The 21,829-nt window shown below is 63.1% G+C and carries 18 protein-coding genes; 9 read left to right on the top strand and 9 right to left on the bottom strand.

All coding sequences use genetic code 11. The features are described from left to right. The first annotated feature begins 56 nt into the window (after window positions 1–56). Together ACSQ3E_RS14995 and ACSQ3E_RS14990 are read left to right on the top strand one after the other, a co-directional pair. Window positions 57–1,409 (top strand): Ppx/GppA phosphatase family protein, encoded by a 1,353-nt coding sequence (locus ACSQ3E_RS14995; RefSeq protein ID WP_436123289.1) that lies wholly within the window; start codon window positions 57–59, stop codon window positions 1,407–1,409. Further along, the gene (locus ACSQ3E_RS14990) at window positions 1,406–2,128 is read left to right on the top strand and encodes an RlmE family RNA methyltransferase (protein ID WP_310326674.1); all 723 of its coding nucleotides are present in this window, start codon (window positions 1,406–1,408) and stop codon (window positions 2,126–2,128) included. Before ACSQ3E_RS14995 ends, ACSQ3E_RS14990 begins: the two co-directional genes overlap by 4 nt. On the opposite strand, the gene ACSQ3E_RS14985 is transcribed toward ACSQ3E_RS14990, so the two are convergent. The 3 genes from ACSQ3E_RS14985 to ACSQ3E_RS14975 all read right to left on the bottom strand — a co-directional run bounded on the left by ACSQ3E_RS14985 (window position 2,123) and on the right by ACSQ3E_RS14975 (window position 5,809). Continuing rightward, complete coding sequence (locus ACSQ3E_RS14985) at window positions 2,123–3,532, bottom strand: MFS transporter (RefSeq protein WP_436123288.1); 1,410 nt, start codon at window positions 3,530–3,532, stop codon at window positions 2,123–2,125. The two genes, ACSQ3E_RS14990 and ACSQ3E_RS14985, sit on opposite strands and share 6 nt — an antisense overlap. Window positions 3,533–3,651: 119 nt before the next feature. Further along, complete coding sequence (locus tag ACSQ3E_RS14980; protein WP_436123287.1) at window positions 3,652–4,719, bottom strand: M48 family metallopeptidase; 1,068 nt, start codon at window positions 4,717–4,719, stop codon at window positions 3,652–3,654. Next, window positions 4,709–5,809, bottom strand: a complete 1,101-nt coding sequence (locus ACSQ3E_RS14975) for a YjgN family protein (RefSeq protein WP_436123286.1) — start codon at window positions 5,807–5,809, stop codon at window positions 4,709–4,711. The genes ACSQ3E_RS14980 and ACSQ3E_RS14975 overlap by 11 nt, the downstream gene beginning before the upstream one ends. Before the next feature lie 230 nt (window positions 5,810–6,039). Between ACSQ3E_RS14975 and guaB the strand changes: the two genes are divergently transcribed. Next, the gene (gene guaB, locus ACSQ3E_RS14970) at window positions 6,040–7,542 is read left to right on the top strand and encodes an IMP dehydrogenase (protein WP_436123285.1); all 1,503 of its coding nucleotides are present in this window, start codon (window positions 6,040–6,042) and stop codon (window positions 7,540–7,542) included. Between the two features lie 4 nt (window positions 7,543–7,546). Further along, window positions 7,547–8,131, top strand: a complete 585-nt coding sequence (locus ACSQ3E_RS14965; protein ID WP_436123284.1) for a hypothetical protein — start codon at window positions 7,547–7,549, stop codon at window positions 8,129–8,131. Here the strand turns inward: ACSQ3E_RS14965 and ACSQ3E_RS14960 are convergent. Further along, window positions 8,128–9,252 carry a hypothetical protein gene (locus ACSQ3E_RS14960; protein WP_436123283.1) on the bottom strand — a complete coding sequence of 375 codons (1,125 nt, stop codon included), beginning with the start codon at window positions 9,250–9,252 and terminating at the stop codon, window positions 8,128–8,130. The two genes, ACSQ3E_RS14965 and ACSQ3E_RS14960, sit on opposite strands and share 4 nt — an antisense overlap. Window positions 9,253–9,381: 129 nt before the next feature. On the opposite strand from ACSQ3E_RS14960, the gene ACSQ3E_RS14955 reads away from it, so the two are divergent. Then, window positions 9,382–9,801, top strand: a complete 420-nt coding sequence (locus ACSQ3E_RS14955) for an MAPEG family protein (protein ID WP_310326690.1) — start codon at window positions 9,382–9,384, stop codon at window positions 9,799–9,801. A 17-nt stretch (window positions 9,802–9,818) separates the two neighbouring features. On the opposite strand, the gene rnd is transcribed toward ACSQ3E_RS14955, so the two are convergent. Both rnd and ACSQ3E_RS14945 read right to left on the bottom strand, forming a co-directional pair. After that, window positions 9,819–10,976 (bottom strand): ribonuclease D, encoded by a 1,158-nt coding sequence (gene rnd / locus ACSQ3E_RS14950; RefSeq protein ID WP_310326692.1) that lies wholly within the window; start codon window positions 10,974–10,976, stop codon window positions 9,819–9,821. An 84-nt stretch (window positions 10,977–11,060) separates the two neighbouring features. After that, the gene (locus ACSQ3E_RS14945; protein ID WP_436123369.1) at window positions 11,061–12,317 is read right to left on the bottom strand and encodes an MFS transporter; all 1,257 of its coding nucleotides are present in this window, start codon (window positions 12,315–12,317) and stop codon (window positions 11,061–11,063) included. Window positions 12,318–12,466: 149 nt separating this feature from the next. Here ACSQ3E_RS14945 and ACSQ3E_RS14940 point away from each other — a divergent pair, with 149 nt between their 5' ends. Both ACSQ3E_RS14940 and aspS read left to right on the top strand, forming a co-directional pair. Then, window positions 12,467–12,883, top strand: coding sequence for a GNAT family N-acetyltransferase (locus tag ACSQ3E_RS14940; RefSeq protein ID WP_436123282.1), 417 nt, complete (start codon window positions 12,467–12,469; stop codon window positions 12,881–12,883). A 138-nt stretch (window positions 12,884–13,021) separates the two neighbouring features. Further along, the gene (gene aspS, locus ACSQ3E_RS14935) at window positions 13,022–14,812 is read left to right on the top strand and encodes an aspartate--tRNA ligase (protein WP_436123281.1); all 1,791 of its coding nucleotides are present in this window, start codon (window positions 13,022–13,024) and stop codon (window positions 14,810–14,812) included. 88 nt (window positions 14,813–14,900) lie between these two features. On the opposite strand, the gene ACSQ3E_RS14930 is transcribed toward aspS, so the two are convergent. Continuing rightward, window positions 14,901–16,094, bottom strand: a complete 1,194-nt coding sequence (locus tag ACSQ3E_RS14930) for a hypothetical protein (RefSeq protein WP_436123280.1) — start codon at window positions 16,092–16,094, stop codon at window positions 14,901–14,903. A gap of 263 nt (window positions 16,095–16,357) precedes the next feature. Between ACSQ3E_RS14930 and parC the strand changes: the two genes are divergently transcribed. Together parC and ACSQ3E_RS14920 are read left to right on the top strand one after the other, a co-directional pair. Then, window positions 16,358–18,664: a DNA topoisomerase IV subunit A gene (gene parC, locus ACSQ3E_RS14925; protein WP_310326699.1), complete on the top strand. Its 2,307-nt coding sequence runs from the start codon at window positions 16,358–16,360 to the stop codon at window positions 18,662–18,664. 144 nt (window positions 18,665–18,808) lie between these two features. Continuing rightward, entirely contained in the window at window positions 18,809–20,032 is a 1,224-nt protein-coding gene (locus ACSQ3E_RS14920; protein ID WP_436123279.1) for an AI-2E family transporter, read from the top strand. A gap of 31 nt (window positions 20,033–20,063) precedes the next feature. Here ACSQ3E_RS14920 and ACSQ3E_RS14915 read toward each other — a convergent pair whose 3' ends face one another. Further along, window positions 20,064–20,960: a DMT family transporter gene (locus ACSQ3E_RS14915; protein WP_310326701.1), complete on the bottom strand. Its 897-nt coding sequence runs from the start codon at window positions 20,958–20,960 to the stop codon at window positions 20,064–20,066. Window positions 20,961–21,012: 52 nt separating this feature from the next. Then, complete coding sequence (locus ACSQ3E_RS14910; RefSeq protein ID WP_067963014.1) at window positions 21,013–21,768, bottom strand: arginyltransferase; 756 nt, start codon at window positions 21,766–21,768, stop codon at window positions 21,013–21,015. Window positions 21,769–21,829: the final 61 nt, after the last annotated feature.

Below are 21,829 nucleotides of genomic sequence, written 5' to 3'. Positions count from 1 at the left end.
TGAGATGCGCGTGCAGCGTCCGAAAGGTTCGCGCGGCGCCAGAAGGAAGTTGCAAGGTGAAGGACCGCGAGCCCGGCGCTGACGCGTCGGATGCGGGTGTCTCCGGGGATGGGCCGTCGCGTCACAGCGCTGGCCGATCTCAAAAGGGCCGTCAGGCCGCCGCACGACCGGTCAACGGTCACGGCCAAGGGGACGCTGCGCAACACAAAACAAAGACCAGGAAAAGGCGCAAGCGCCGTCGCGGCCGCAAGGTTTTTGCGCGCGATGGCGTACAGCCGGTGGCCGGCGGCGGACAGGCTGAAACAGCCATCCCCCCGACACAGCTCAAGCCGAACATGCCGCCGGCAAAACCTGCGCCCAAGCCGGAGCAGGCCGAGCAGGCGCGCCGCATGCCGACTTCGGAGCTGCCGGTGTTTGCCGCGCTCGATCTCGGCACCAACAATTGCCGGCTGCTTGTCGCCGTGCCCGGCCGGCCGGGGCAGTTCCGTGTCATCGATGCCTTCTCGCGCATCGTCAGGTTGGGCGAGGGGCTGTCGGCTTCGGGCCGTCTCGGCCAGCCGGCGATGGACCGTGCTGTCGAGGCGCTCAAGGTCTGCAGCGACAAGCTGCGCAATCGCAAGATCAGGAAGGCGCGGCTGATCGCCACTGAAGCCTGCCGCACAGCGGCGAACGGGGCGGAGTTCATCGACCGCGTCGAGCGTGAGGCGGGCCTCAAGCTCGAGATCATCGACCGCCAGACCGAGGCGCGGCTTGCCGTATCCGGCTGCGGTTCCCTGGTCGAGCGCGACACCGACGGTGTGGTCCTGTTCGACATCGGCGGCGGCTCATCCGAGATCGCGCTGATCGACGTCTCGCGCCACCGCTCGCCGCGGCTGGCGAATCACATCGTGTCGTGGACGTCGCTGCCGGTCGGCGTGGTTTCACTCGCCGAGCGTTTCGGCGGCCGTACGGTGACGCGCGAGATCTTTGCCGCCATGGTCGAGGATGTCGCGACGCGGCTGCGCTCGTTCGACGGGCGCGACCGGCTCAGCCACGTCGTGTCGGGTCCAAAATTCCATCTGCTGGGAACGTCGGGCACGGTGACCACGCTGGCCGGCGTGCATCTCGAGCTCGACCGTTATGATCGCCGCCGCGTCGACGGCCTGTGGATGGACGGCCTGAGCGTCGACCGCATGGTCGAAAAGGTGCTCGGCTGGGATTTCCAGCAGCGCGTGGCAAATCCCTGCATCGGCGCCGACCGGGCCGATCTCGTGCTCGCCGGCTGCGCCATTCTCGAGGCGATCCGGGCGGTGTGGCCGTCGGAAAGGCTGCGCGTCGCCGACAGGGGCTTGCGCGAAGGCATATTGAGCGAATTGATGGCCGACGACGGCGTGTGGCGCCGCAACTGGCGGAACGGACAGCAGAGATGACCAAGAAGCCGACAAAGCCGGAGGTGGCGGCAGGCGCGACACGCGTGGTGCGCACCAAGATCAAGAAGAAGCGTGGCCTCAAGGAGTCGTCGCGCCGCTGGCTCGAGCGCCACATGAATGACCCATACGTGCAGCGTTCAAAGGCTGACGGCTACCGATCCCGCGCGGCTTACAAGCTGATCGAGATCGACGACAAGCATCATCTGCTCAAGCCCGGCATGAAGATCATCGACCTGGGCGCTGCGCCCGGCGGCTGGTGCCAGGTGGCCGCGGCCCGCACCGGCTCGACCGCCGAGAAGCCGCATGTCGTCGGCATCGACTATCTCGAAATGGATGCGGTGCCCGGCGCGCCCGTGCTGCTAATGGATTTTCTGGACGACGACGCGCCGCAGCGGCTTTCCGAAACGCTTGGCGGCGCACCCGACGTCGTGCTCTCCGACATGGCGGCGCCGACGACAGGCCACCGCCGCACCGACCACATCCGCACCATGCATCTGTGCGAGGTCGCCGCCGATTTTGCCATCTCGGTGCTCAAGCCGGGTGGCCATTTTCTGGCCAAGACCTTCCAGGGGGGCACCGAGGCCGACCTTTTGAACCTTCTCAAGCAGAATTTCCGCACCGTCCATCACGTCAAGCCGCCGGCCTCGCGTGACGAATCGGCGGAACTCTATCTGCTCGCCAAGGACTTCAAGGGCAGGGCAGTCCCGGACGCCTCATAGCTGCTGCGGCTCTTCAGCAATGGGCCTCGGCCCGCCGTGTCCAGAAATCGTCTTGCCGGCATCGGGCGCCATCCGTGCGAACAACAACATCGGCAAGGCCGTGATGACGGCAATGACGAGGAAGGCGAAGGTAAAGCCCGCGCCGCCGATGGCCTGGCCGGTGAACACGCTCCATAATTCCAGCGCGCCGCCGCCGACGGCGACGCCGAGCGCGACGGTGATCTGCTGGGCGGCCGCCGAAATCGACGTTGCCTGGCCGCTCTGCGCCGGTTCGATGTCGGCGAACACCAGCGCGTTGGATGAGGTGAAGAACATCGAGCGCAGGAAACCGGCGAGGAACAGCACCGACAGGATCACCAGATAGGGCGTCTGTGCGGTGAAAAAGCCGTTTACGGCGATCAGGCAGGCCGACGCACCTGATGCAACCAGAAGCACGGTGCGGAAGCCGACTGTGCGCAGGATGCGCGGCGCCACGAACTTCATCGTCAGCGCACCCGCAGCCGTGGCGAAGGTGATCATGCCGGACTGGAACGGCGTCAGCCCGAAGCCGAGCTGGAACAGCAGAGGTAGGAGGAACGGCGTTGCGCCGACGCCGATGCGAAACAGCGACCCGCCGGCAATGGCCGTCCTGAAAACCGGGTTGGCAAAGAGCTTCAGCTGCAGCAGCGGGTAAGGCGTACGCCTGGCGTGCCTAACATAGAGCACAGCGCTGATCACGCCGATGCCGATGGTCACCGCACCCACAACTGGTGGCAAGGCCGGCAGGCTGACAACCGACAGGCCGAAGACGATGCCCGAGGCGGCGATCGCTGAGAGGAAGAAGCCGGGCACGTCAAGCGGCCGCGTCGGCTCGGGTGGAATTTCGGGCAGGAAGCGCCCGGACAGCCAGATCCCGATTGCGCCGATCGGGATGTTGATCAGGAATATCCAGTGCCAGGCAAAGAAGGTGGTGATGAAACCGCCCACCGGCGGGCCAATCAGCGGTCCGATGAGGGCAGGGATGGTCAGTGTCGCCATTGCCGACACCAGTCCGCTCTTTTCCGTTGTGCGCACCAGCACCAGGCGCGCCACCGGCGTCATCATCGATCCGCCCATGCCCTGCAGGAACCGCGCCAGCACGAACTCGCCGAGCGAGCCCGACACGGCGCAGGCGACCGAGCCAAGCATGAACACGCCGATGGCGACGCGGAAGACCAGCTTGGCGCCGAACCGGTCGGCCATCCAGGCGCTGATCGGGATGAAGATGGCAAGCGAGACGAGATAGGCCGTCAACGCCAGCTTGAGCGCGATCGGGCTCGTGCCGATGTCGGTGGCGATTGCCGGCAGGGACGTGGCGATGACTGTCGAATCCATGTTCTCCATGAACAGGGCGACGGCAAGGATCAGCGGGGTGGTTCTGTTCACGCGGGAAGTCCGGGGGGCAGGAAGTCAGACGCAACGCGGCCGCAGGTTCGACCGCAACCGAGGGTTATCATGGATGCCGACGCATGTCCGTAGCCAGCGCCTTCGCAATTCAGGGCCAGCTACTTCGAGGCGCCGACCTCGCGGGCATAACGTAATGTCTCGGCGATGCGTTCCGGCGTCGCCGGATGAGTCGACAGGAAGTCGGTGTCGTCCTCGTCGCCATATTTGTCGCGCAGCAGCTCGAAGAAGCGGGCGATAGCAGTGGGGTCACGTCCGGCCTTGTGCATGAGATCGACGCTGAACCTGTCCGCCTCGGATTCGGCACCGCGCGAGTAGGACAGCGCCATTAATGCCGAGCCCTGGATCACCAAGTCCTCGGTGCCCGAGCCGATGTCGCCGCCAATCAGCATGATCAGCGCCGTCACGCCGGCCGCCCGGTAGAGTTGCCTGAGGCTGTGCTCGTGGTCGACATGGCCGATCTCGTGGCCAAGCACGCCGAGGATCATCTCGTCGTCCTTGCCGGCCAGTTCGACGAGTTCGTCGGTCAGGACGACAGTTCCATCCGGCAAGGCAAATGCATTGGGGCCGATCGCCCCACCGGCGCGGAAATTGAGCGAATAGGCCGGATGCCCGGCCTCCGCCCGTGGCGTAAGTGCCACGAGGCCGGCAAAGCCCTCGCTTAACAGATTCTGCCGTTCCGCGTTGAGCTTGCTCGGTTCGAAGATCGCCTGGTCGAGTGAGGCAAGCGCACTCTTGCTCATCAGTGTGGTCACCGAAGGCGGCGTGACCGCAACTGCCACCTCGACCAGAACCGGAACCGCATAACGATAGAGCGCGGCACAGAGGACGACGGTTGCTGCGACGAACACCAGCAAGCGGGGATGGAAGCGCTCGAGTTGGTGGATCAAGCCGGAGCGCTTGCCCGCATATGGGGCGATGAGCGCGTCGACGCCATCGTTGTCTGTGGTCTCGAAGACACCGCCGCCGGGATATGTCAGGTGACGGGCGATCGAGCCGACACGGTCTGAAATCGTGACTGCTGAAAAGGGCGAGGCCACGAGTTGCACGCCAGCCATATCGGTAACTGCGGTTCCACCGTCGATGGCGATGGTCAAACGGGCCTCGACGGCGCGGGCTTCGCCGGCCTTGCGCCAGAGGCCGGAGACGGCTGTGGGCTCAGAAACCAAGGTCGAACCCTTCCACGTCGAGGAACTCGGAACCCGTCGCCGTGCCCTCGTTCTGCAGCGTGCTCGCATAGGCGTCGAGCGATCCCGTGGTGTCCAGTGCGGTCACGGTGGCCATGTAGCTGGCCATGCGAATCGCAGCCCAGGGGCGGGCGAGGCCGAGGGTGAAGATCGTCGCGAACAGGTTGCTGATCGATATCCAGGCAAAACGGCGCCGGCTGATCGACGAGGCCAGCATGTGCCTGCCGTCGATGACGGTCTCGTTCATCGCGACATTGCGCGTGCCGGCCCGGTAGATCAGCGTCGACAGCATGAACACCAGGAACAGCGGGATCATCGCGCCATAAAGCGTGATAATCATCATGCCGATCGACCAGCCGCTGGCGCTTGCAGGATCGACGGGTTTGAACCCGGACCCGATCAGCAGGCCGAAGGCCAAGGCGCCGGCGAGCACGGAGCCGCCGACAAACACGAACGCCGGCAGCCACCACTGGCCGTAAAGCCTGTCCAGGCGCGGGTCGCATTCGATCGGCCGGCCACCATAACGCAGGTTGCCGAGCATGTAGTTCCAGATCCACCGCGACGCGAGCGGCGCAAGCAGGCCGAGCGAGCCGTAGATCAGCATGCCGCCGACGATGTAGGCAAGAAACGCCCCCCAGTAGCCGCCGGTGAAGTCGAAACGCACGTTGCGATAGCTTGTCACGCGCGCATTGAAGCGCAGGCCGCGCATGATGAACCATGGAATGGCGAACATCAGCGTGACAAAGATGACGAGGCCGAGAATAGGCAGGAACTGCAGCGTCAGATTGTAGGCGACGAGCAGCACCAGCACGATGATGCGCCCGACCAGGATACGCCACGGCAGCGCATGATAGTCGAAGCTGGCGCCGGCAAGATGCGTGTTGCCATAGAAGTAACGCTGGCGCCGCACCTTGGCCCAGGCCGAATAGATCCCGAGCGTAAGGATGGTCAAAAGCACATTGACGATCCAGATGCCGAAATACTCGCGCGTCGTGCCCGTAAAGGTGAAGTGCTCGCGCCGCATCGCCTGGAGTGGCGAGGGCTGCTGCTGGGTTGCCGACATGTCGTTCATGGTGATGTGCCCATACAATCTTCGGCTGCATTTGGCCGCTGTCGCAGCTTGCCGAGAAAACGAGTCGGTGCAAGCCGGTCGGTCCGCACGGCGTGCGATTGGCCATCATCATGCGCTTTTCATCGCTTCGAAGACGTGGTACCAGCCACCGCCAATCCTGAAAGGGAAAAGACGAGTCGACGCTGCATACCAACGGTTCCAGCGTCCCTTCACGCATTCCGAGGTTGGCCATGGCAAAAATCATTGAATCCTCCACCGGCGCTCTGGCGCTGACCTTTGACGACGTGCTGCTGCAGCCCGGTCATTCCGAGGTCATGCCCGGCGAGACCGACATCAGCACGCGCATTGCCGGCGACATCGACCTCAACGTGCCGATCATTTCGGCGGCCATGGACACGGTGACCGAGGCGCGCCTGGCCATTGCCATGGCCCAGGCCGGCGGCATCGGCGTCATTCACCGCAATTTCACGCCGGTCGAGCAGGCCGAGCAGGTCCGCCAGGTCAAGAAGTTCGAATCCGGCATGGTGGTAAACCCGGTCACCATCGGCCCGGATGCCACGCTGGCCGACGCGCTCACCTTGATGCGCACGCATGGCATCTCAGGCATTCCGGTCGTCGAGAACGGCGGCACCGGTGGCCAGAAGACTGGCCGGCTGGTCGGCATCCTGACCAATCGCGACGTGCGTTTTGCCTCCGACCCGGCGCAGAAGGTCTACGAGCTGATGACGCGCGAGAACCTGATCACCGTCAAGGAGACGGTCGAGCAGGACGAGGCCAAGCGCCTGCTGCACCAGCACCGCATCGAAAAGCTGCTCGTCGTCGACAAGCATGGCAATTGCGTCGGCCTCATCACCGTCAAGGACATGGAGAAGTCGCAGCTCAACCCGAACGCCTCCAAGGATGCGCAGGGACGCCTGAGGGCTGCGGCGGCCACCAGCGTCGGCGATGACGGCTTCGAGCGTGCCGAGCGCCTGATCGACGCTGGCGTCGACCTGCTGGTCATCGACACCGCGCATGGCCATTCGCAGCGCGTGCTCGACGCCGTTGCCCGCGCCAAGAAGATTTCCAACTCGGTCCGCATCATGGCCGGCAATGTCGCCACCGCCGACGGCGCCCAGGCGTTGATCGATGCAGGTGCCGACGCCGTCAAGGTCGGTATCGGACCAGGCTCGATCTGCACCACCCGCATCGTCGCCGGCGTCGGCGTGCCGCAGCTTTCGGCGATCATGTCGGCGGTCGAGGCTGCCCAGAAGTCCGGCGTTACGGTCGTGGCCGACGGCGGCATCAAGTATTCGGGCGATCTGGCCAAGGCGCTTGCTGCAGGTGCTGGCGCTGCGATGATCGGCTCGCTGCTTGCCGGCACCGAGGAAAGCCCGGGCGAGGTCTATCTGCACCAGGGCCGCTCGTTCAAGGCCTATCGCGGCATGGGTTCGGTGGGTGCGATGGCCCGCGGCTCGGCCGACCGGTACTTCCAGGCAGAGGTTCGCGACACGCTCAAGCTGGTGCCCGAGGGCATCGAGGGCCAGGTGCCCTACAAGGGCCCGGTAGGCGGCGTGCTGCACCAGCTTGCAGGCGGCCTCAAGGCTGCCATGGGTTATGTCGGTGGCCGCAATCTGGCCGACTTCCGCGAGCGCGCCACCTTCGTGCGCATCTCCAATGCCGGCCTGCGCGAGAGCCATGCCCATGACGTGACCATCACCCGCGAAAGCCCGAACTACCCGGGCGGCATGTGATTTGATGGTCCTTCGGCTGCGGCGCCACGCTGCCGCGCTGGGTGTTGTCACGGCGGCGGTCTTCGCCGCCATGACGATGCTGGAGTTCTTCTATTTCCGCAGCCTGAGCGGTGGCTTGCCATCGCTCGACCTGCGTTTCCTCGGTTTCTCGGAGAGCGAGGGCTTTGCCTGGGTCGCAGGGTTGGGGCGGCCGGGCGCCGAGATCATTCTCGTCTGGCACTATCTGACGTTCGACCTGATCTTTCCGGCATTGCTGTCGCTGACGCTTGTCAGCCTGGTCCTGAAATCAGGCGAGCATCTGCCGCGCTTCGCGGCGCTGTCCGAGACGATGCGCTCGGTGACGGCTTTGACCTTGGTGCTGCCCTACACGATTGCCGACTATGCCCAAAACATCGTCGTCGCGCGCATCCTGTCCGACCCGCCGTCAGCCGGAGCAAAGTCGATGTCGCTGGCGTCAGCTTTGATCGTGACGAAATTCGCGCTTCTGGCCGTACCTGCCATCGTCTTTGCAGCCTTTGCCCTGGCAGGGCTGAAAAGCAGATCGTCATACGGCAACGCCGGCGGCCGCGATACGAACCGGCAGGCCTAGAGCCTTATCGAGAATTTCTGCTGCTTGTCGTCATTGGCGGAGCTGGTCTCGACGAACTCGAGATAGTGCGCAAGCACGCCACGCAGCTTGTCGGATTTCGTTTCCGGCTCGTTGCTCAGGCCCGGTGCTTTGATCTTGAGCTTCTCTGCCGCACCTTCTGGAATGGCAATCTTGCCGACGTCGACTTCCGAAGCTGTTTCTGGCCCAACCGCAGCACCCAGCCCAGTCAGCGCCTGGATGGCTGCGGCGGCAATTGCCTGCTGGTCACCGTCCTTCGCTTCAATGTCCTCCAGCACTTCTTTCAGCGCTTCCTCGACCTTTTCGGGAATGGCCGCCGCCTCGTCGAGCTTTTCATTGGCTTGTGCCGCCTTGATGGCCTTCTGGTCCTCGGCAATGGTCTCTTCGTCGACGACGTCGATCGAGGATTTGTTGCGCTGTGCGGCGACAGTGTCTTCGACCGACTTGGGTCCTTCTGTGGCGGCTTCCATCCGCTGCGATGCCTTGCTGCCGGCCTGGCCGGCAAGCCCTTCTGATATCGAATCATAGACCCGTTTGGCGGCATCGCTTTCAGGCTCGATAAACGCGTCGAGCAGATCGGTCACACTCATGCCGTGAAGGCGAAAGCCAACCGTGTCCTCCAGAAGCTTTCTGAGGTCTTGGTCAGCGTTTAGGTATTCCGATTTGAAGCTGTCCCGGATCAGCTTGGCGACTGAGCGAAAGCTGACGCCGTTCTCGCCGGGCTTCGGTATCGAGTAATCCTCGGCGGAGCCCACCGCCACGGGCTTCTGCAGCGCCTCGTCGCGCCATTTGTTGCCGGCCTCGATGCGCTTCGGATCGCCGTCGCGCCCTTCGCTGAGCCTGTCGTTGAGATAGTCGACCGTTTTCTCGACCAGTGCGAACATCGCCTCCATCGGCGTGATGCTGAGGCCGAAATAGTATTCGTTGATCGCCTGCATGTCCTTTGGCGGCGTCGGCGCCGCCTGCGCCATGCCGCCGACCAATTTCACGCCACCATTCGCGGCCTGCGCATCCTCGCGCATCGCGCGTTCGCGTGCATAGGTCCCCGCCTGGATGACCGACAAGGCCGGCTGAAAGCGATTGGCGGTTGCAGGGAGCATCATGTCTGGCCGATCATGGAACAGTGCTTCGGTCCCATAATCTCGCCCACGTCAGTAAATTCTCTATTAATCAGAATGAAGTGTTGTGGCAGATGATCTTGTTATTATTTCACTTTGCTTGAGGGGATGTTTATGAACCAGGCTGCCATTTTCTGGCCCATGCTTGCACAGGTCCTGCTGGTCTACATCGTCTATGCCGTACTTTCGGCCCGGCGCAGGAATGCGGTTCGCTCGGGCGAAGCTCGTATCAATCAGTTCAAGACGCGGTCTACCGAGCCTGAATCGAGCGTCACCGCCGCCAACAACGTCATCAATCAGTTCGAATTGCCGGTACTGTTCTATGCCGCGTGCCTGTCGCTCTACGTGACTTCAGGCGTTTCTTACGTCGCGCTCGTGCTGGCGTGGCTATTCGTGGCGTTGCGTTATGCGCACGCCTGGTTCCACCTGACCACCAACAGGATCAAGTATCGCAGCAGGGCCTTTATTTCAGGCGCGCTGCTTCTGGCACTGCTTTGGATCTGGTTCGCGCTGCACCTCGCCGGCGCGGTTTGAACCGCGCCGCAGGCTGTTCAGGCGTCGATCTCGAACACCGCGATCTTGCGCTTGTCGAAGCGAATAGCGAGTTCGCCGCGCACCAGCTTCAGCGCGGCCTCGCCGAACACCGAGCGGCGCCAGCCCTGGAGGGCAGGGACGTCGGCGGCCTCGCCTTCGGCGGCAATGCGGTCGATGTCGTCGCCCGAAGCCAGCACCTTGGGAGCCACGCCTTCCTTCTCGGAAACGAGCCGCAGCAGGACCTTCAGCAGCTCGGAAGCGGCGCTAGAGCCTTCCGGCGGCTGGAACGTCTTGGGCAGCTTGGGCATCTGGTCGCGCGGAATTTCGAGCGCCGCGTTGACGACGCCAAGCAGTGCTGTCGCCGATGACGAGCGCTCCCAGCCTTTGGGCGTGGTGCGCAGCCGTGCCAGTGCCACGGCATCGCGTGGCGCCTGCTGGGCGACTTCGTAGATTGCGTCGTCCTTGAGCACTCGGCCGCGCGGCACATTGCGTTCGCGCGCCTCGCGCTCGCGCCAGGCGGCCACCGCCTGCACGATGGCCAGCTCCTGCGGCTTGCGCAGCCGCATCTTGAGCCGCTTCCAGGCATCTTCGGGATGCGGGTCGTAGGTCTCGCGGGAGGTCAGGACCTCCATCTCTTCATTGAGCCAATGCGCGCGGTTCTCGCGCTCGAGTTCGGTGACGAGATGCTTGTAGACGTCGATCAGGTGCGTGACGTCGGCCAAAGCGTAGTCGAGCTGCTTTTCCGACAGCGGCCGGTGGCGCCAGTCGGTGAAGCGCGACGACTTGTCGATGCGCCCCCCGGTGATCTTCTGGACGATCTGCTCGTAAGAGACACTGTCGCCGAAGCCGCAGACCATGGCTGCGACCTGGGTGTCGAACACTGGGTGCGGGATCAGAGCGCCGAGATGGAAGATGATTTCGATGTCCTGGCGGGCGGCATGGAAAACCTTGGTCACCGCCTCGTTGGCCATCAGCGCAAAAAATGGCTTGAGGTCGAGGCCAGGGGCCAGAGGATCGACCAGCGCCGAAACGCCGGGTGCTGCCATCTGGATCAGGCAGAGCTCGGGCCAGAAAGTGGTTTCGCGAATGAACTCGGTGTCTACCGTGACGAAGTTGGATTTTTCGAGAGCGGCTACGACGGTTTCGAGTTCGTCCTGGGTCGTTATTACATGCATAATATTGCTTTTATCAGAACGCGTTATCTTTCCATTTCAGCCGGGCGCCCTTTCGTCAAGCACTTGCACGTCCGATGGGTATGTCTAGCGGTCATCTGTGCCGTTGGAGGAGCTGTTTCGGCCGGCAAGACGGGCAAAAATGGGCGACGTCCTCAACAAGGCGATGAAGCGGCCGCGATGGCCGGCCGGCACCGGCGAGCGCGAACCCATGCGGTAGATGATCACCGCAACGAACACGACGTAAACGGCAGCACTGAAGCTGAACAGCGAATGCGGGCCGTATCGCTCCATCACCAGAGAGGCCACGAACGGACCTGCGATGGCGCCGACGGAGTAGAACAGCATCAGCGCCGCATTGATCAGGACGAATTCGCCCTTTTCGGCGCGGTCGTTGGCATGCGCCGCCGACAGCGAATAGAGCGGCATGGCGAATGAGCCGAAGATGAAGACATAGACGAAATTTGCCAGCGGCGAGTCGCCGGCGAAAAACACCAGCATCAGTGCCGAGGCCATCGCACCCGCCGTGGTGACGAGCAACACCATGCGCCGGTCCCACAGGTCGGACATGTAGCCGAGCGGGTACTGGACGAGCGCGCCGCCGATGATGCCGACGCTGACGAAGGTGACGACGTCGGTCACCGACAGGCCGATCTGCTCGGCATAGATTGGGCTCAGCGTGCGGAAAGCGCTGTTGGTGACGCCGACGAAGATGCAGCCGATGCTGCCCAGCGGCGATATCTGCCAGGCGCGCTTGAGGTCGAGCTTGACCTCTTCCGGCGGTGTCGGATTGGAGCGGTCGCCGAGCGAGACCGGAACCAGCGACAGCGTGATCATGATCGACATGATGGCGAAGATGGTGAAGCCGCCGGCGCCAAAGACCGGGATCATGAACTGCGCGCCGGTCACCGAGCCGATGTCGATGATGCGGTAGATCGCCAGGATCCGGGCGCGGTCATGATTGGAAACACCCGAGTTGAGCCAGCTCTCCATCACGGTGAATAGCCCGGCGAAGCAGAAGCCGGTGGCAAAGCGGATCACTGACCACATCACCGGGTCGATGACGAGCACCAGCGTCAGCGTTGCCGAGGCGGCGATGGCGGCGAGTGCCGCGAAGGCCCGGACGTGGCCTACGGCCTTCATGATGCGTGAGATGAAGAGGCAGCCGAGCAGGAAGCCTACGAAATAGCACGTCCCCATCAGGCCGATCGTCGATGCCGAAAATCCCTCCTGCGCGCCGCGCAGCGCAATCAAGGTGCTTTGCAGGCCGTTGCCGCCCAACAGGATGCCGGCGGTGATCAGGAGCGGGATGAGGGGGCGTATGGAGGACATCAGGCACGCGATACAAAAGCTGAGGTGGCTACAGTTTGCCTGATCGGTCAATGGCAGACAGCCGCTGGTGCGACATATTCCGTCGACTGCGCCAACGTTGCCGCCGTGGAGGCGGTTAGCGTGCGCCGCTGGCTCGACTGCCAGGGACGAACGAGGCCGCGATGACGACACTGACCGTTAGCACCAGCATTGATGACGAGACCGCCAGGTTCATCGGCGAAGGGTTGAACGCCTACAACTACGATACGGCCGGTCCACATAACGATGAGGACCTGTGGGTGGTTGCCCGCGGCGACGACGGTTCGGTTGCAGGCGGTCTCAAGGGTTCGTCCGAATACACATGGCTGTTCGTCGAATGGCTGTGGATCAGCAGCGCTCACCGTGGCGAGGGCCTCGGCCAGCGGCTGCTGGCCGAGGCCGAGGAAGCGGCAAGGCAGCGCGGCTGCATCGGCGTTCACCTCGATTCGTACACCTTCCAGGCGCCGGAGTTCTACAAGCGGTTGGGATATGAGGAGCTCGGCCGGATCGACGATTATCCGGTCGGGTACTCCAGGGTCTGGCTGAAGAAGCGCTTTTGACCCTACGCAAGAGCGGTCCAAAAGCCGCTTAACCTTGACAAAGCCGGGCACCCATGCGCTTTTCGCGCCAAATTTTAGGCCCGGGCGCAGCTGTCGCCCCGGCGTGACGTCCACACAGCCTGAACCGGAAAATTTGCCATGCATCGTTACCGCAGCCACACCTGCGCTCAATTGAGGAAATCCGACGTCGGCTCCGCCGTTCGCCTGTCCGGCTGGGTGCATCGCGTGCGAGATCACGGCGGCCTGCTGTTCATCGACATGCGTGACCATTACGGCCTGACGCAGATCGTCGCCGATCCCGATTCGCCTGCCTTCAAGGTCGCCGAGACCGTGCGCGGCGAATGGGTCATCCGCGTCGACGGCGAGGTCAAGGCGCGCATGGCGGAAGCCGTCAACGGCAACCTGCCGACCGGCGAGATCGAAGTCTTCGCCAAGGAAATCGAGGTTCTGTCGGCGTCCAAGGAACTGCCGCTGCCGGTGTTCGGCGAGCCGGAATATCCCGAGGACATCCGCCTCAAGTACCGCTTCCTCGACCTGCGCCGCGAAACGCTGCACAAGAACATCGTAGCTCGCACCAAGATCATCGCCGAAATGCGCAACCGCATGACCGGCGAGGGCTTCACCGAATATTCGACGCCGATTCTGACGGCCTCGTCGCCGGAAGGCGCACGCGACTTCCTGGTGCCCAGCCGCATCCATCCGGGCAAGTTCTTCGCGCTGCCGCAGGCGCCGCAGCAGTACAAGCAACTGCTGATGGTTGCTGGCTTCGACCGCTACTTCCAGATCGCGCCGTGCTTCCGCGACGAAGATCCGCGTGCTGACCGCCTGCCGGGCGAATTCTACCAGCTCGACCTCGAAATGAGCTTCGTGACCCAGGAAGACGTCTGGAACACGATGGAGCCGGTGATGCGCGGCGTGTTCGAGAAGTTTGCCGACGGCAAGCCGGTCACCCAGCAGTTCCGCCGCATTCCTTATGACACCGCGCTGCGCACCTACGGCACCGACAAGCCCGACCTGCGCAACCCGATCGAGATCCAGGAAGTCACCAAGCATTTCGACGGCTCGGGCTTCAAGGTGTTCGCCGGCATGATCGCCTCGAACCCGAAGGTCGAGGTCTGGGCGATTCCGGCCAAGACTGGTGGTTCGCGCGCATTCTGCGACCGCATGAACTCCTGGGCGCAGGGCGAGGGCCAGCCGGGCCTCGGCTACATCTTCTGGCGCAAGGAAGGCGACAAGCTTGAGGGCGCTGGCCCGATCGCCAAGAATATCGGCGAAGAGCGTACCGAAGCGATCCGCCAGCAGCTTGGCCTGTCGGACGGCGATGCTGCCTTCTTCGTCGCGGGTGACCCCAAGAAGTTCGTCTCGTTTGCTGGTGCCGCCCGCACCCGCGCCGGCGAGGAACTGAACCTCGTCGACCGCGACCGTTTCGAGCTGTGCTGGATCATCGACTTCCCGTTCTACGAATGGCTGGAAGAAGAAAAGAAGATCGACTTCGCCCACAACCCGTTCTCGATGCCGCAGGGCGGCCTGGATGCGCTGAACAACCAGGATCCGCTGACCATCAAGGCCTATCAGTACGACATGGTCTGCAACGGCTTCGAAATCGCCTCCGGCTCGATCCGCAACCAGCTGCCCGAGCTGATGGTCAAGGCGTTCGAGCTGACCGGCAAGACGCGCGAAGAGGTCGAGGAGCAGTTCGGCGGCCTCTACCGCGCATTCCAGTACGGCGCCCCGCCGCATGGCGGCATGGCCGCCGGCGTCGACCGTGTCATCATGCTGCTCGTCGGTGCCAAGAACCTGCGTGAAGTGACGCTGTTCCCGATGAACCAGCAGGCGCAGGACCTGTTGATGAACGCGCCTTCGGAAGCCACCCCGCAGCAGCTGCGCGAGCTGTCGCTGCGTGTCGCGGTGGCCAAGAAAGAAGCTTAAGCAAACCGCGCAAGCGACTCTTTCCACTCAACAAAAAAAGCCCGGCATCGCTGCCGGGCTTTTTCATTTCCGGATCTAGCGACCAGGATCAGTCCTGGTTCGCCGTAACCGTCAGGCCGAGCGTCTTGGGCAGGTCCTTGGGGTTCGACATGCCGCTTGCGGCGAGCAGCGCGAACGGAACCGGCGAGGCTGGCTTGGCTGCGATCTCGATCGACTTGGGCGCGTCGAGATAGGCGGTGACAGCAGCGGTCACCTGGGTCGACAGCTCCGGATTGTTCAGTTCCATCATCAGGAACGGCACGATCGCCTTGGCCTGGTTTGCAATGTCCTTGGCCGTCATGTTCTGCTGCTTGGCAAGGTATTCGAGAACCTTGTTGGTCACCGAATCGTCGTCGAAGCGGACAGTTGCGCCGTTGAAGGTCAGCTGCTGCATCAGGCCGAGCATGGCGAGGCCCTGGGCCGAGTTGTCAGTGCCTTCCGGCTGGGCGGCCATCTTCTTCTGCAGTTCCTGCACCGACTTCAGGAATTCGACGGTGTAGCCGCCGAGGTCGAAGGTCATGCCGAGCGTGCCGGCGTTGTCGACGGTGATGTCATAGCTCGACAGCGCCATGCGGCCGTCGGTCGGCTGCCAGGTGCCTTCCATCTGGAAGTCGCCGGAGATGTTCTGGTAGCCGAGCGCTTCGATCGCGGCCTTCGACTGCGGGTCTTCGACCAGCGTCAGGTCGGCGGTGAACTTCTCGGCCGAACCGGTAAACTCCATCGCGTTGCCGTCGGCAGGAGGGGTCACCTCGGCCGCGAAGTTGGTCATCTGGAAGGCCTGCTTGTCGCCGATCTTGACGCTGACATTGTCGAGGTTGGCGGTCTCATACATCAGGAAAGATGCCAGCAGGTCGGTCGAATCGGTGGCCGGCAGCGTGACATTGCCGATCGTCAGCGGGCTGACCTCGACCTTGGTCGGACCTTCGTTGAGGCTGTAGGGCTCGGTCGTGATCGTTTCGATCTTGAAGCCGCGATTCTCTTCGGTGATGCCGCTGAGCGTGAGCTTGCCGATTGACAGCGGCTTGCCTTCGCCGGCCAAGGCGATGGTCGCGCCTTCGAGCACCGCTTCGGAAGCGTCGCCCGTGACGCTGCTCCAGCCGAGCGTCACGTTCTGGCCGGCCAGCACTGACTTGAGCCGCTCGGCGACCGCAGTCGCATCCTGGGCGAATGCTGCATTGAGCGGCAGCGAGAACAGGAAGGTCGTGAGTGCGAGCTTGCGGAATGCAGAGCGGTGTTGCGTCATCATAGATCCCTGAGACTTGTGAAATGATTCAGCCTTACGTCAGCCACGAACTGGACCGGAAGAAGGCGACGCAACGACAATGGCCGCAATTCGATCCAAAAGGCAATCACTGCTGAGCAACACGCGCAAAAATGGTGAATGACCGGCTGACCGCATGATTGCTACTTTAGCGAGCGGGCAGATTTGTCGCAGTGTTGTCCCGGTAGCCCTTGCATTTAGGGATAAGGCTTGTCGCGAATCGCCCGTTCCGCTAGTCCAAACCCATGGGAAAAGGGCTTGTGCCGCCTGGAAATGATGGCGGCGACAATATTGAACCGGTCGATCTGAAGAAGGCGCTCGAAGAGCGCTATCTCGCCTATGCGCTGTCGACCATCATGCACCGGGCACTGCCGGACGTGCGCGACGGACTGAAACCGGTCCATCGCCGCATCATGCACGCCATGCGGCTGCTCAGGCTCAATCCTGACCAGGGATTCGCCAAATGCGCCCGCATCGTCGGCGAGGTCATGGGTAAGTTCCACCCGCATGGCGACCAGTCGATCTACGACGCCCTGGTGCGCCTGGCACAGGACTTTTCGGTCCGCTATCCGCTCATCGACGGTCAGGGCAACTTCGGCAACATCGACGGCGATAGCGCTGCCGCGATGCGCTACACCGAAGCGCGCATGACCGATGTGTCTGTGTCGCTGCTCGAAGGCATCACCGAGGACGCCGTCGACTATCGCCTGACCTATAACGAAGAAGACGAAGAGCCCGTCGTCCTGCCGGGCGCGTTTCCGAATCTTCTGGCCAACGGCTCGTCCGGCATTGCCGTCGGCATGGCGACGTCGATCCCGCCGCACAATGCGGCCGAGCTGTGCAGCGCTGCCCTTCACTTGATCGACAACCCGGACGCTTCGGTCACCGACCTGATGACCTCGCCGGGCGAATGGGAGCGCATCAAGGACGATCCCGAGCTTCGCCTCGGCTGCAAGGTTCGTGGGCCCGATTTCCCCACCGGCGGCAGCGTCGACGATGACTGGGCTTCAATCGTCAACGCCTATGAGACAGGTCGTGGCGGCTTCCGCATGCGTGCCATGTGGCAGCAGGAAGACCAGGGCAGGGGTACCTGGAACCTCGTTGTCACCGAGATTCCCTATGGCGTGCAGAAGTCGCGGCTGATCGAAAAGATTGCTGAGCTGCTGATCGCCCGCAAGCTGCCGCTGCTCGAAGACATCCGCGATGAGTCGGCGGAAGACATTCGCGTCGTTCTGGTGCCCAAGAGCCGCACCGTCGATCCGGGCCTGTTGATGGAATCGCTCTACAAGCTCACCGAGCTCGAAAGCCGCTTCCCGCTCAACATGAACGTGCTGTCGCGTGGCAAGGTGCCGAACGTGCTGTCGCTCAAGAGCGTGCTGCGCGAATGGCTCGACCACCGCCGCGAAGTGCTCGTCCGCCGCTCGAAGTTCCGTCTCGGCGAGATCGAAAAGCGTCTCGAAATCCTCGGCGGTTACCTGATCGCCTACCTCAACATCGATGAGGTGATCCGCATCATCCGCGAGGAGGATGAGCCCAAGCGCACCATGATGGCGCGCTGGGACCTGACCGACAACCAGGCTGAAGCCATTCTCAACATGCGCCTCAGGGCGCTGCGCAAGCTCGAGGAATTCGAGATCCGCAAGGAGCACGACGCGCTCAGCACCGAGAAGAAGCAGATCGAGGCACTGCTGGCATCCGATGCCAAGCAGTGGGCGACGATCAAGTGGGAAGTGAGCGAGGTCCGCAAGCATTACGGTCCCGAGACCGAGCTTGGCCGCCGCCGCACTGTCTTTGCCGAAGCACCGGATCACGATCTGACCGACATCCACCACGCCATGATCGAGAAGGAGCCGGTGACGGTCGTCGTCTCGGAAAAGGGCTGGCTGCGCGCGATGAAGGGGCATCTCGCCGAGTTCTCGCAACTCACCTTCAAGGAAGGTGACAGCCTCAAGCTCGCCTTCCACGCCCAGACCACCGACAAGATCCTGGTCTTCACGACAGGCGGCAAGTTCTACACCATCGGTGCAGACCGGCTGCCGGGTGGGCGCGGCCATGGTGAGCCGATCCGCATCATCGTCGACATGGACAATGATCAGGACATCGTCACCGCCTTCGTCCACGAGCCCAAGCGGAAGCTCTTGCTCGTCAGCCATGAAGGCAATGGCTTTACCGTGCCGGAGGAAGAGGTCATCGCCAACACCCGCAAGGGCAAGCAGGTGATGAACATCAAGACGCCCGACGAAGCCAAGCGATGCATCCCGCTGACCGGCGATCATCTCGCCATCGTCGGCGAGAACCGCAAGATGCTAGTGTTCCCGCTCGAGCAGATCCCGGAAATGACCCGTGGCAAGGGCGTCCGGCTGCAGAAGTACAAGGACGGCGGCGTACTCGACGTGAAGACGTTCACGATGGAGAGCGGCCTGAGCTGGCTGGATTCGGCGGAACGCACCTTCACCCGGTCGCGCGAGGAACTGCTCGAGTGGATCGGCACGCGCGCCACCGCCGGACGCATGGTTCCCAAGGGCTTTCCGCGCACCGGCCGCTTCGGCTAGGCCGGAAGGAGGCAAATGAGCGCGTGCGGTGCGGCAAAGTTTTCGTGCGCGGCACCGCTTTAGGCTCTATGATCTCCCCACCGGCGCTGAACCGTGCGCCGGGCGTCAATCGGGTCCACTTCAGGGCCGAGGAGATCCAGGCTCTTGAACGTGACCAATCCCCGTAAGCCGGAGCGAGAGCAGAGGCTGTTCGGCCCGGCCCAGCCGATGCGTGCCGCTCTGGTGCCGCCGCTTTCGGCGGCGCGCTGGCTGCTCGTCCTGATCGTCGCCGCGGGCATCTATTTCTTCCATGGCTTCCTGGTGCCCGTGCTGGCAGCACTCGTCATCGCCTTCGCCAGCTGGCCGCTCTACCGGCGTCTGCTCGTCGCGGTCGATGGCAACAGGACAATTGGCGCAACGCTTGCCCTGCTGTTCATCATCGCCTTCCTCGTCGTGCCGATCTCCTTTGCCGCAACCTACGCCGTCAACGAGATCCGCGACTGGGTTGGCTGGGCGGTGGAAACCAACCGCCACGGCGCGACGACGCCCCAATGGATCAACAACCTTCCAGTTGTCGGCGAATGGCTGAACGAACAATGGACACGCTATGTCGGCCATCCCGGCGCCATCGGCGAACTGGCCCAGCTTCTCAGCGGCGCCAACATCGGCAGCATCTATCGCGGTGTGCTCGCCGCCGGCGGCAGTGCCTTTGGCATCCTTCTGACGCTGCTGTTCATGCTTATCGCCCTGTTTTTCACCTATCGTGACGGCGAGCACTTCGTCAGCCAGCTCGATCGGCTCGGCGAGCGCATCCTGCCGATGCGCTGGGAGCGCATCTCGCGCGTCGTGCCCAAGACGATCAGCGCCACCGTCACCGGCATGACGCTGATTGCCATCGGCGAAGGCGTGGTGCTCGGCCTTGCCTATTGGGTTGCGGGCGTGCCGTCGCCGGTGACGCTCGGCGTGCTCACCGGCTTCATGGCGCTGATCCCGGGTGGCGCGCCTTTGTCGTTCACGCTCGTGTCAGTCTATCTGGTTGCCAGCGGCTCGCCGATTGCCGGTGTCGCCCTGTTTGCCTGGGGCTCGATCGAGCTCTTCATCGTCGACAAGACCTTGCGCCCCAAGCTTGTTGGCGGCCCGATCAAGCTGCCGTTCCTGCCGACCTTTTTCGGCCTCATCGGCGGCGTCAAGACGATGGGCTTTCTCGGGCTGTTCATCGGCCCCGTGCTGATGGCGCTGCTCGTCGCGATCTGGCGCGAATGGCTGCGCGAGGTCGAACTGACCGACGAGGCCGCGATGCTGGCCGCAGCCAATGCCTTGCCGGAGAGCGATACGCCGCGCACCATCGAAGCCATCCGAAGCGACATGCCGACCAAGCAGGCCGGTTAGCCCCTAGGTCTCAGTGGTGAAAGGCGGCTGGTTACGCCGGCTGCCTTGTGAGGCTCGCCCGGCGCCTGCGTCCCTCGGATAGCTGCCAGGCCGAGTGGGCTATCAGCGTGACGATCAAGATCGCCCCGCCGATCAGGCTGTTGCGGGTCGGCACCTCGGCAAAGATCATCCACACCCAGATCGGCGCCATCACCGTCTCGAGCAGGTAGAACATCGCGACCTCCGGCCCGGAGATGTATTTCGGGCCGTTGGCGAGGCAGAAGAACGAGATCGGCATGATCACCGCGCCGTTGAAGATGATCCACCACGGCGCTTCGACCTTGAAGCCTGTCTTGGACACCATGAACGCTGCGACCAACCCAGGCAGCAGCACGCCGACGAGGGCGGTAAAGCCCATGTCCTTGCCGCTGGAGCGGGAAATGGTGATGGCCGAGGCGATGCAGAAGGCCGAGCACACCGCCATCAGGTCACCGAACAGATGGCCGGTGCCGATCGAACTGCCAACGATGATCGACACGCCCCCGACCATCGCCAGCATGGCAAGCAGGGTTGCCGGTCGCGGCCTTTCCCGCAGGAACATCCACGACAGCACGGCTGAAAACACCGTGTTGAAGGCCAGGATGAACACCAAATTGGCGGTCGAGGTGTTGTAGACGGCGGTGATGAACGAAATCGAGCCGATGCCGTAGAGGCCGGCGACGACGAGGCCGGCCCGGCCAGGGATGAGTTGCGGTGCCTTCGGGCTCAGTGCGCGCCAGACCAGCCAGATAATGATGGCGGCGATGAACGTCGTTCCGCTGCGCATCAGGAGAATCGACCAGTTGTTGCCGTCGGCGAGCTTGATCAGCGGGATATCGACGGTCAGCGCCAGTCCGCCGATGCCTGTCAGCAGCAATCCCTTGGAGTGGTTCGATTGAGTGTCTGCCACGTATTTCCCCTGCCAGATGGTCGACGGCAGCGTGGAAACGGGCCGGACGGGCTCAGATGTCGCCTTCGAAACGCTCCCAGCCCTTCATGCCGAGATGCTCCTGAGGTGTGAAGCGTACCTTATAGTTCATCTTGCGCGAACCGTTGACCCAGTAGCCAAGATAGACGTGGGGCAGGCCCATGGCGCGCGCGCGGGCAATATGATCGAGGATCATGAAGGTGCCAAGCGAGCGTTCGTCCATTTCCGGATTGTAGTAGGAATAGACCATCGACAGGCCATCCGACATCTGGTCGGTCAGCGCCACGGCCATCAGTTCGCCCTGGCCCTGGCCGGTGATGAAGGTATCGGGGCCGCGGCGGCGATACTCGATCACCTTGGTGGTGACATGGGTGTCCTCGACCATCATGGCATAGTCGAGCACGGTCATGTCGGACATGCCGCCTCGGCGGTGGCGGGCGTCGAGATAGGAGCGGAACAGCGAATATTGCTCTGTCGAGGGCTCGGCGTCGTGCATGGCTCCGACGAGGTCGGAGTTGCGCTCGATAACCCGGCGCATGTTGCGTGTCGCCTTGAATTCCTGTGCCAGGATGCGGACGGAGACGCAGGCGCGGCAGGTCTCGCAGGCCGGGCGATAAGCGATGTTCTGTGAACGCCTGAAGCCGCCCTGCGTCAGCAGGTCGTTCATCTCGGGGGCCTTGTCACCGACGAGGTGAGTGAAGACCTTCCGTTCGAATTGACCCTCAAGATAGGGGCAGGGGGACGGCGCCGTCAGGAAGAACTGAGGAGAATGGGTCGGATGCTGCGTCATCGAGCGTCAGGAAGACTCCCAATCAATGTTCCCTAGCTTGGCGCTGCCTGCGAAAAATTCA

The sequence above is a fragment of the Aminobacter sp. LjRoot7 genome (assembly GCF_964252895.1).
Classification (GTDB): domain Bacteria; phylum Pseudomonadota; class Alphaproteobacteria; order Rhizobiales; family Rhizobiaceae; genus Aminobacter; species Aminobacter aminovorans_B.
Note: the sequence above shows the minus strand (reverse complement) of the source record. Positions and strands in the feature narration are given on the sequence as shown.

What these genes read in the sequence shown, in the direction of transcription:
- ACSQ3E_RS14930 (WP_436123280.1), bottom strand. Translation starts at nt 16,094, where the DNA reads ATGACGCAACACCGCTCTGCATTCCGCAAGCTCGCACTCACGACCTTC.
- ACSQ3E_RS14975 (WP_436123286.1), bottom strand. Translation starts at nt 5,809, where the DNA reads ATGAACGACATGTCGGCAACCCAGCAGCAGCCCTCGCCACTCCAGGCG.
- aspS (WP_436123281.1), top strand. Translation starts at nt 13,022, where the DNA reads ATGCATCGTTACCGCAGCCACACCTGCGCTCAATTGAGGAAATCCGAC.
- ACSQ3E_RS14965 (WP_436123284.1), top strand. Translation starts at nt 7,547, where the DNA reads ATGGTCCTTCGGCTGCGGCGCCACGCTGCCGCGCTGGGTGTTGTCACG.
- ACSQ3E_RS14990 (WP_310326674.1), top strand. Translation starts at nt 1,406, where the DNA reads ATGACCAAGAAGCCGACAAAGCCGGAGGTGGCGGCAGGCGCGACACGC.
- ACSQ3E_RS14940 (WP_436123282.1), top strand. Translation starts at nt 12,467, where the DNA reads ATGACGACACTGACCGTTAGCACCAGCATTGATGACGAGACCGCCAGG.
- parC (WP_310326699.1), top strand. Translation starts at nt 16,358, where the DNA reads ATGGGAAAAGGGCTTGTGCCGCCTGGAAATGATGGCGGCGACAATATT.
- ACSQ3E_RS14960 (WP_436123283.1), bottom strand. Translation starts at nt 9,252, where the DNA reads ATGATGCTCCCTGCAACCGCCAATCGCTTTCAGCCGGCCTTGTCGGTC.
- ACSQ3E_RS14955 (WP_310326690.1), top strand. Translation starts at nt 9,382, where the DNA reads ATGAACCAGGCTGCCATTTTCTGGCCCATGCTTGCACAGGTCCTGCTG.
- ACSQ3E_RS14910 (WP_067963014.1), bottom strand. Translation starts at nt 21,768, where the DNA reads ATGACGCAGCATCCGACCCATTCTCCTCAGTTCTTCCTGACGGCGCCG.
- rnd (WP_310326692.1), bottom strand. Translation starts at nt 10,976, where the DNA reads ATGCATGTAATAACGACCCAGGACGAACTCGAAACCGTCGTAGCCGCT.
- guaB (WP_436123285.1), top strand. Translation starts at nt 6,040, where the DNA reads ATGGCAAAAATCATTGAATCCTCCACCGGCGCTCTGGCGCTGACCTTT.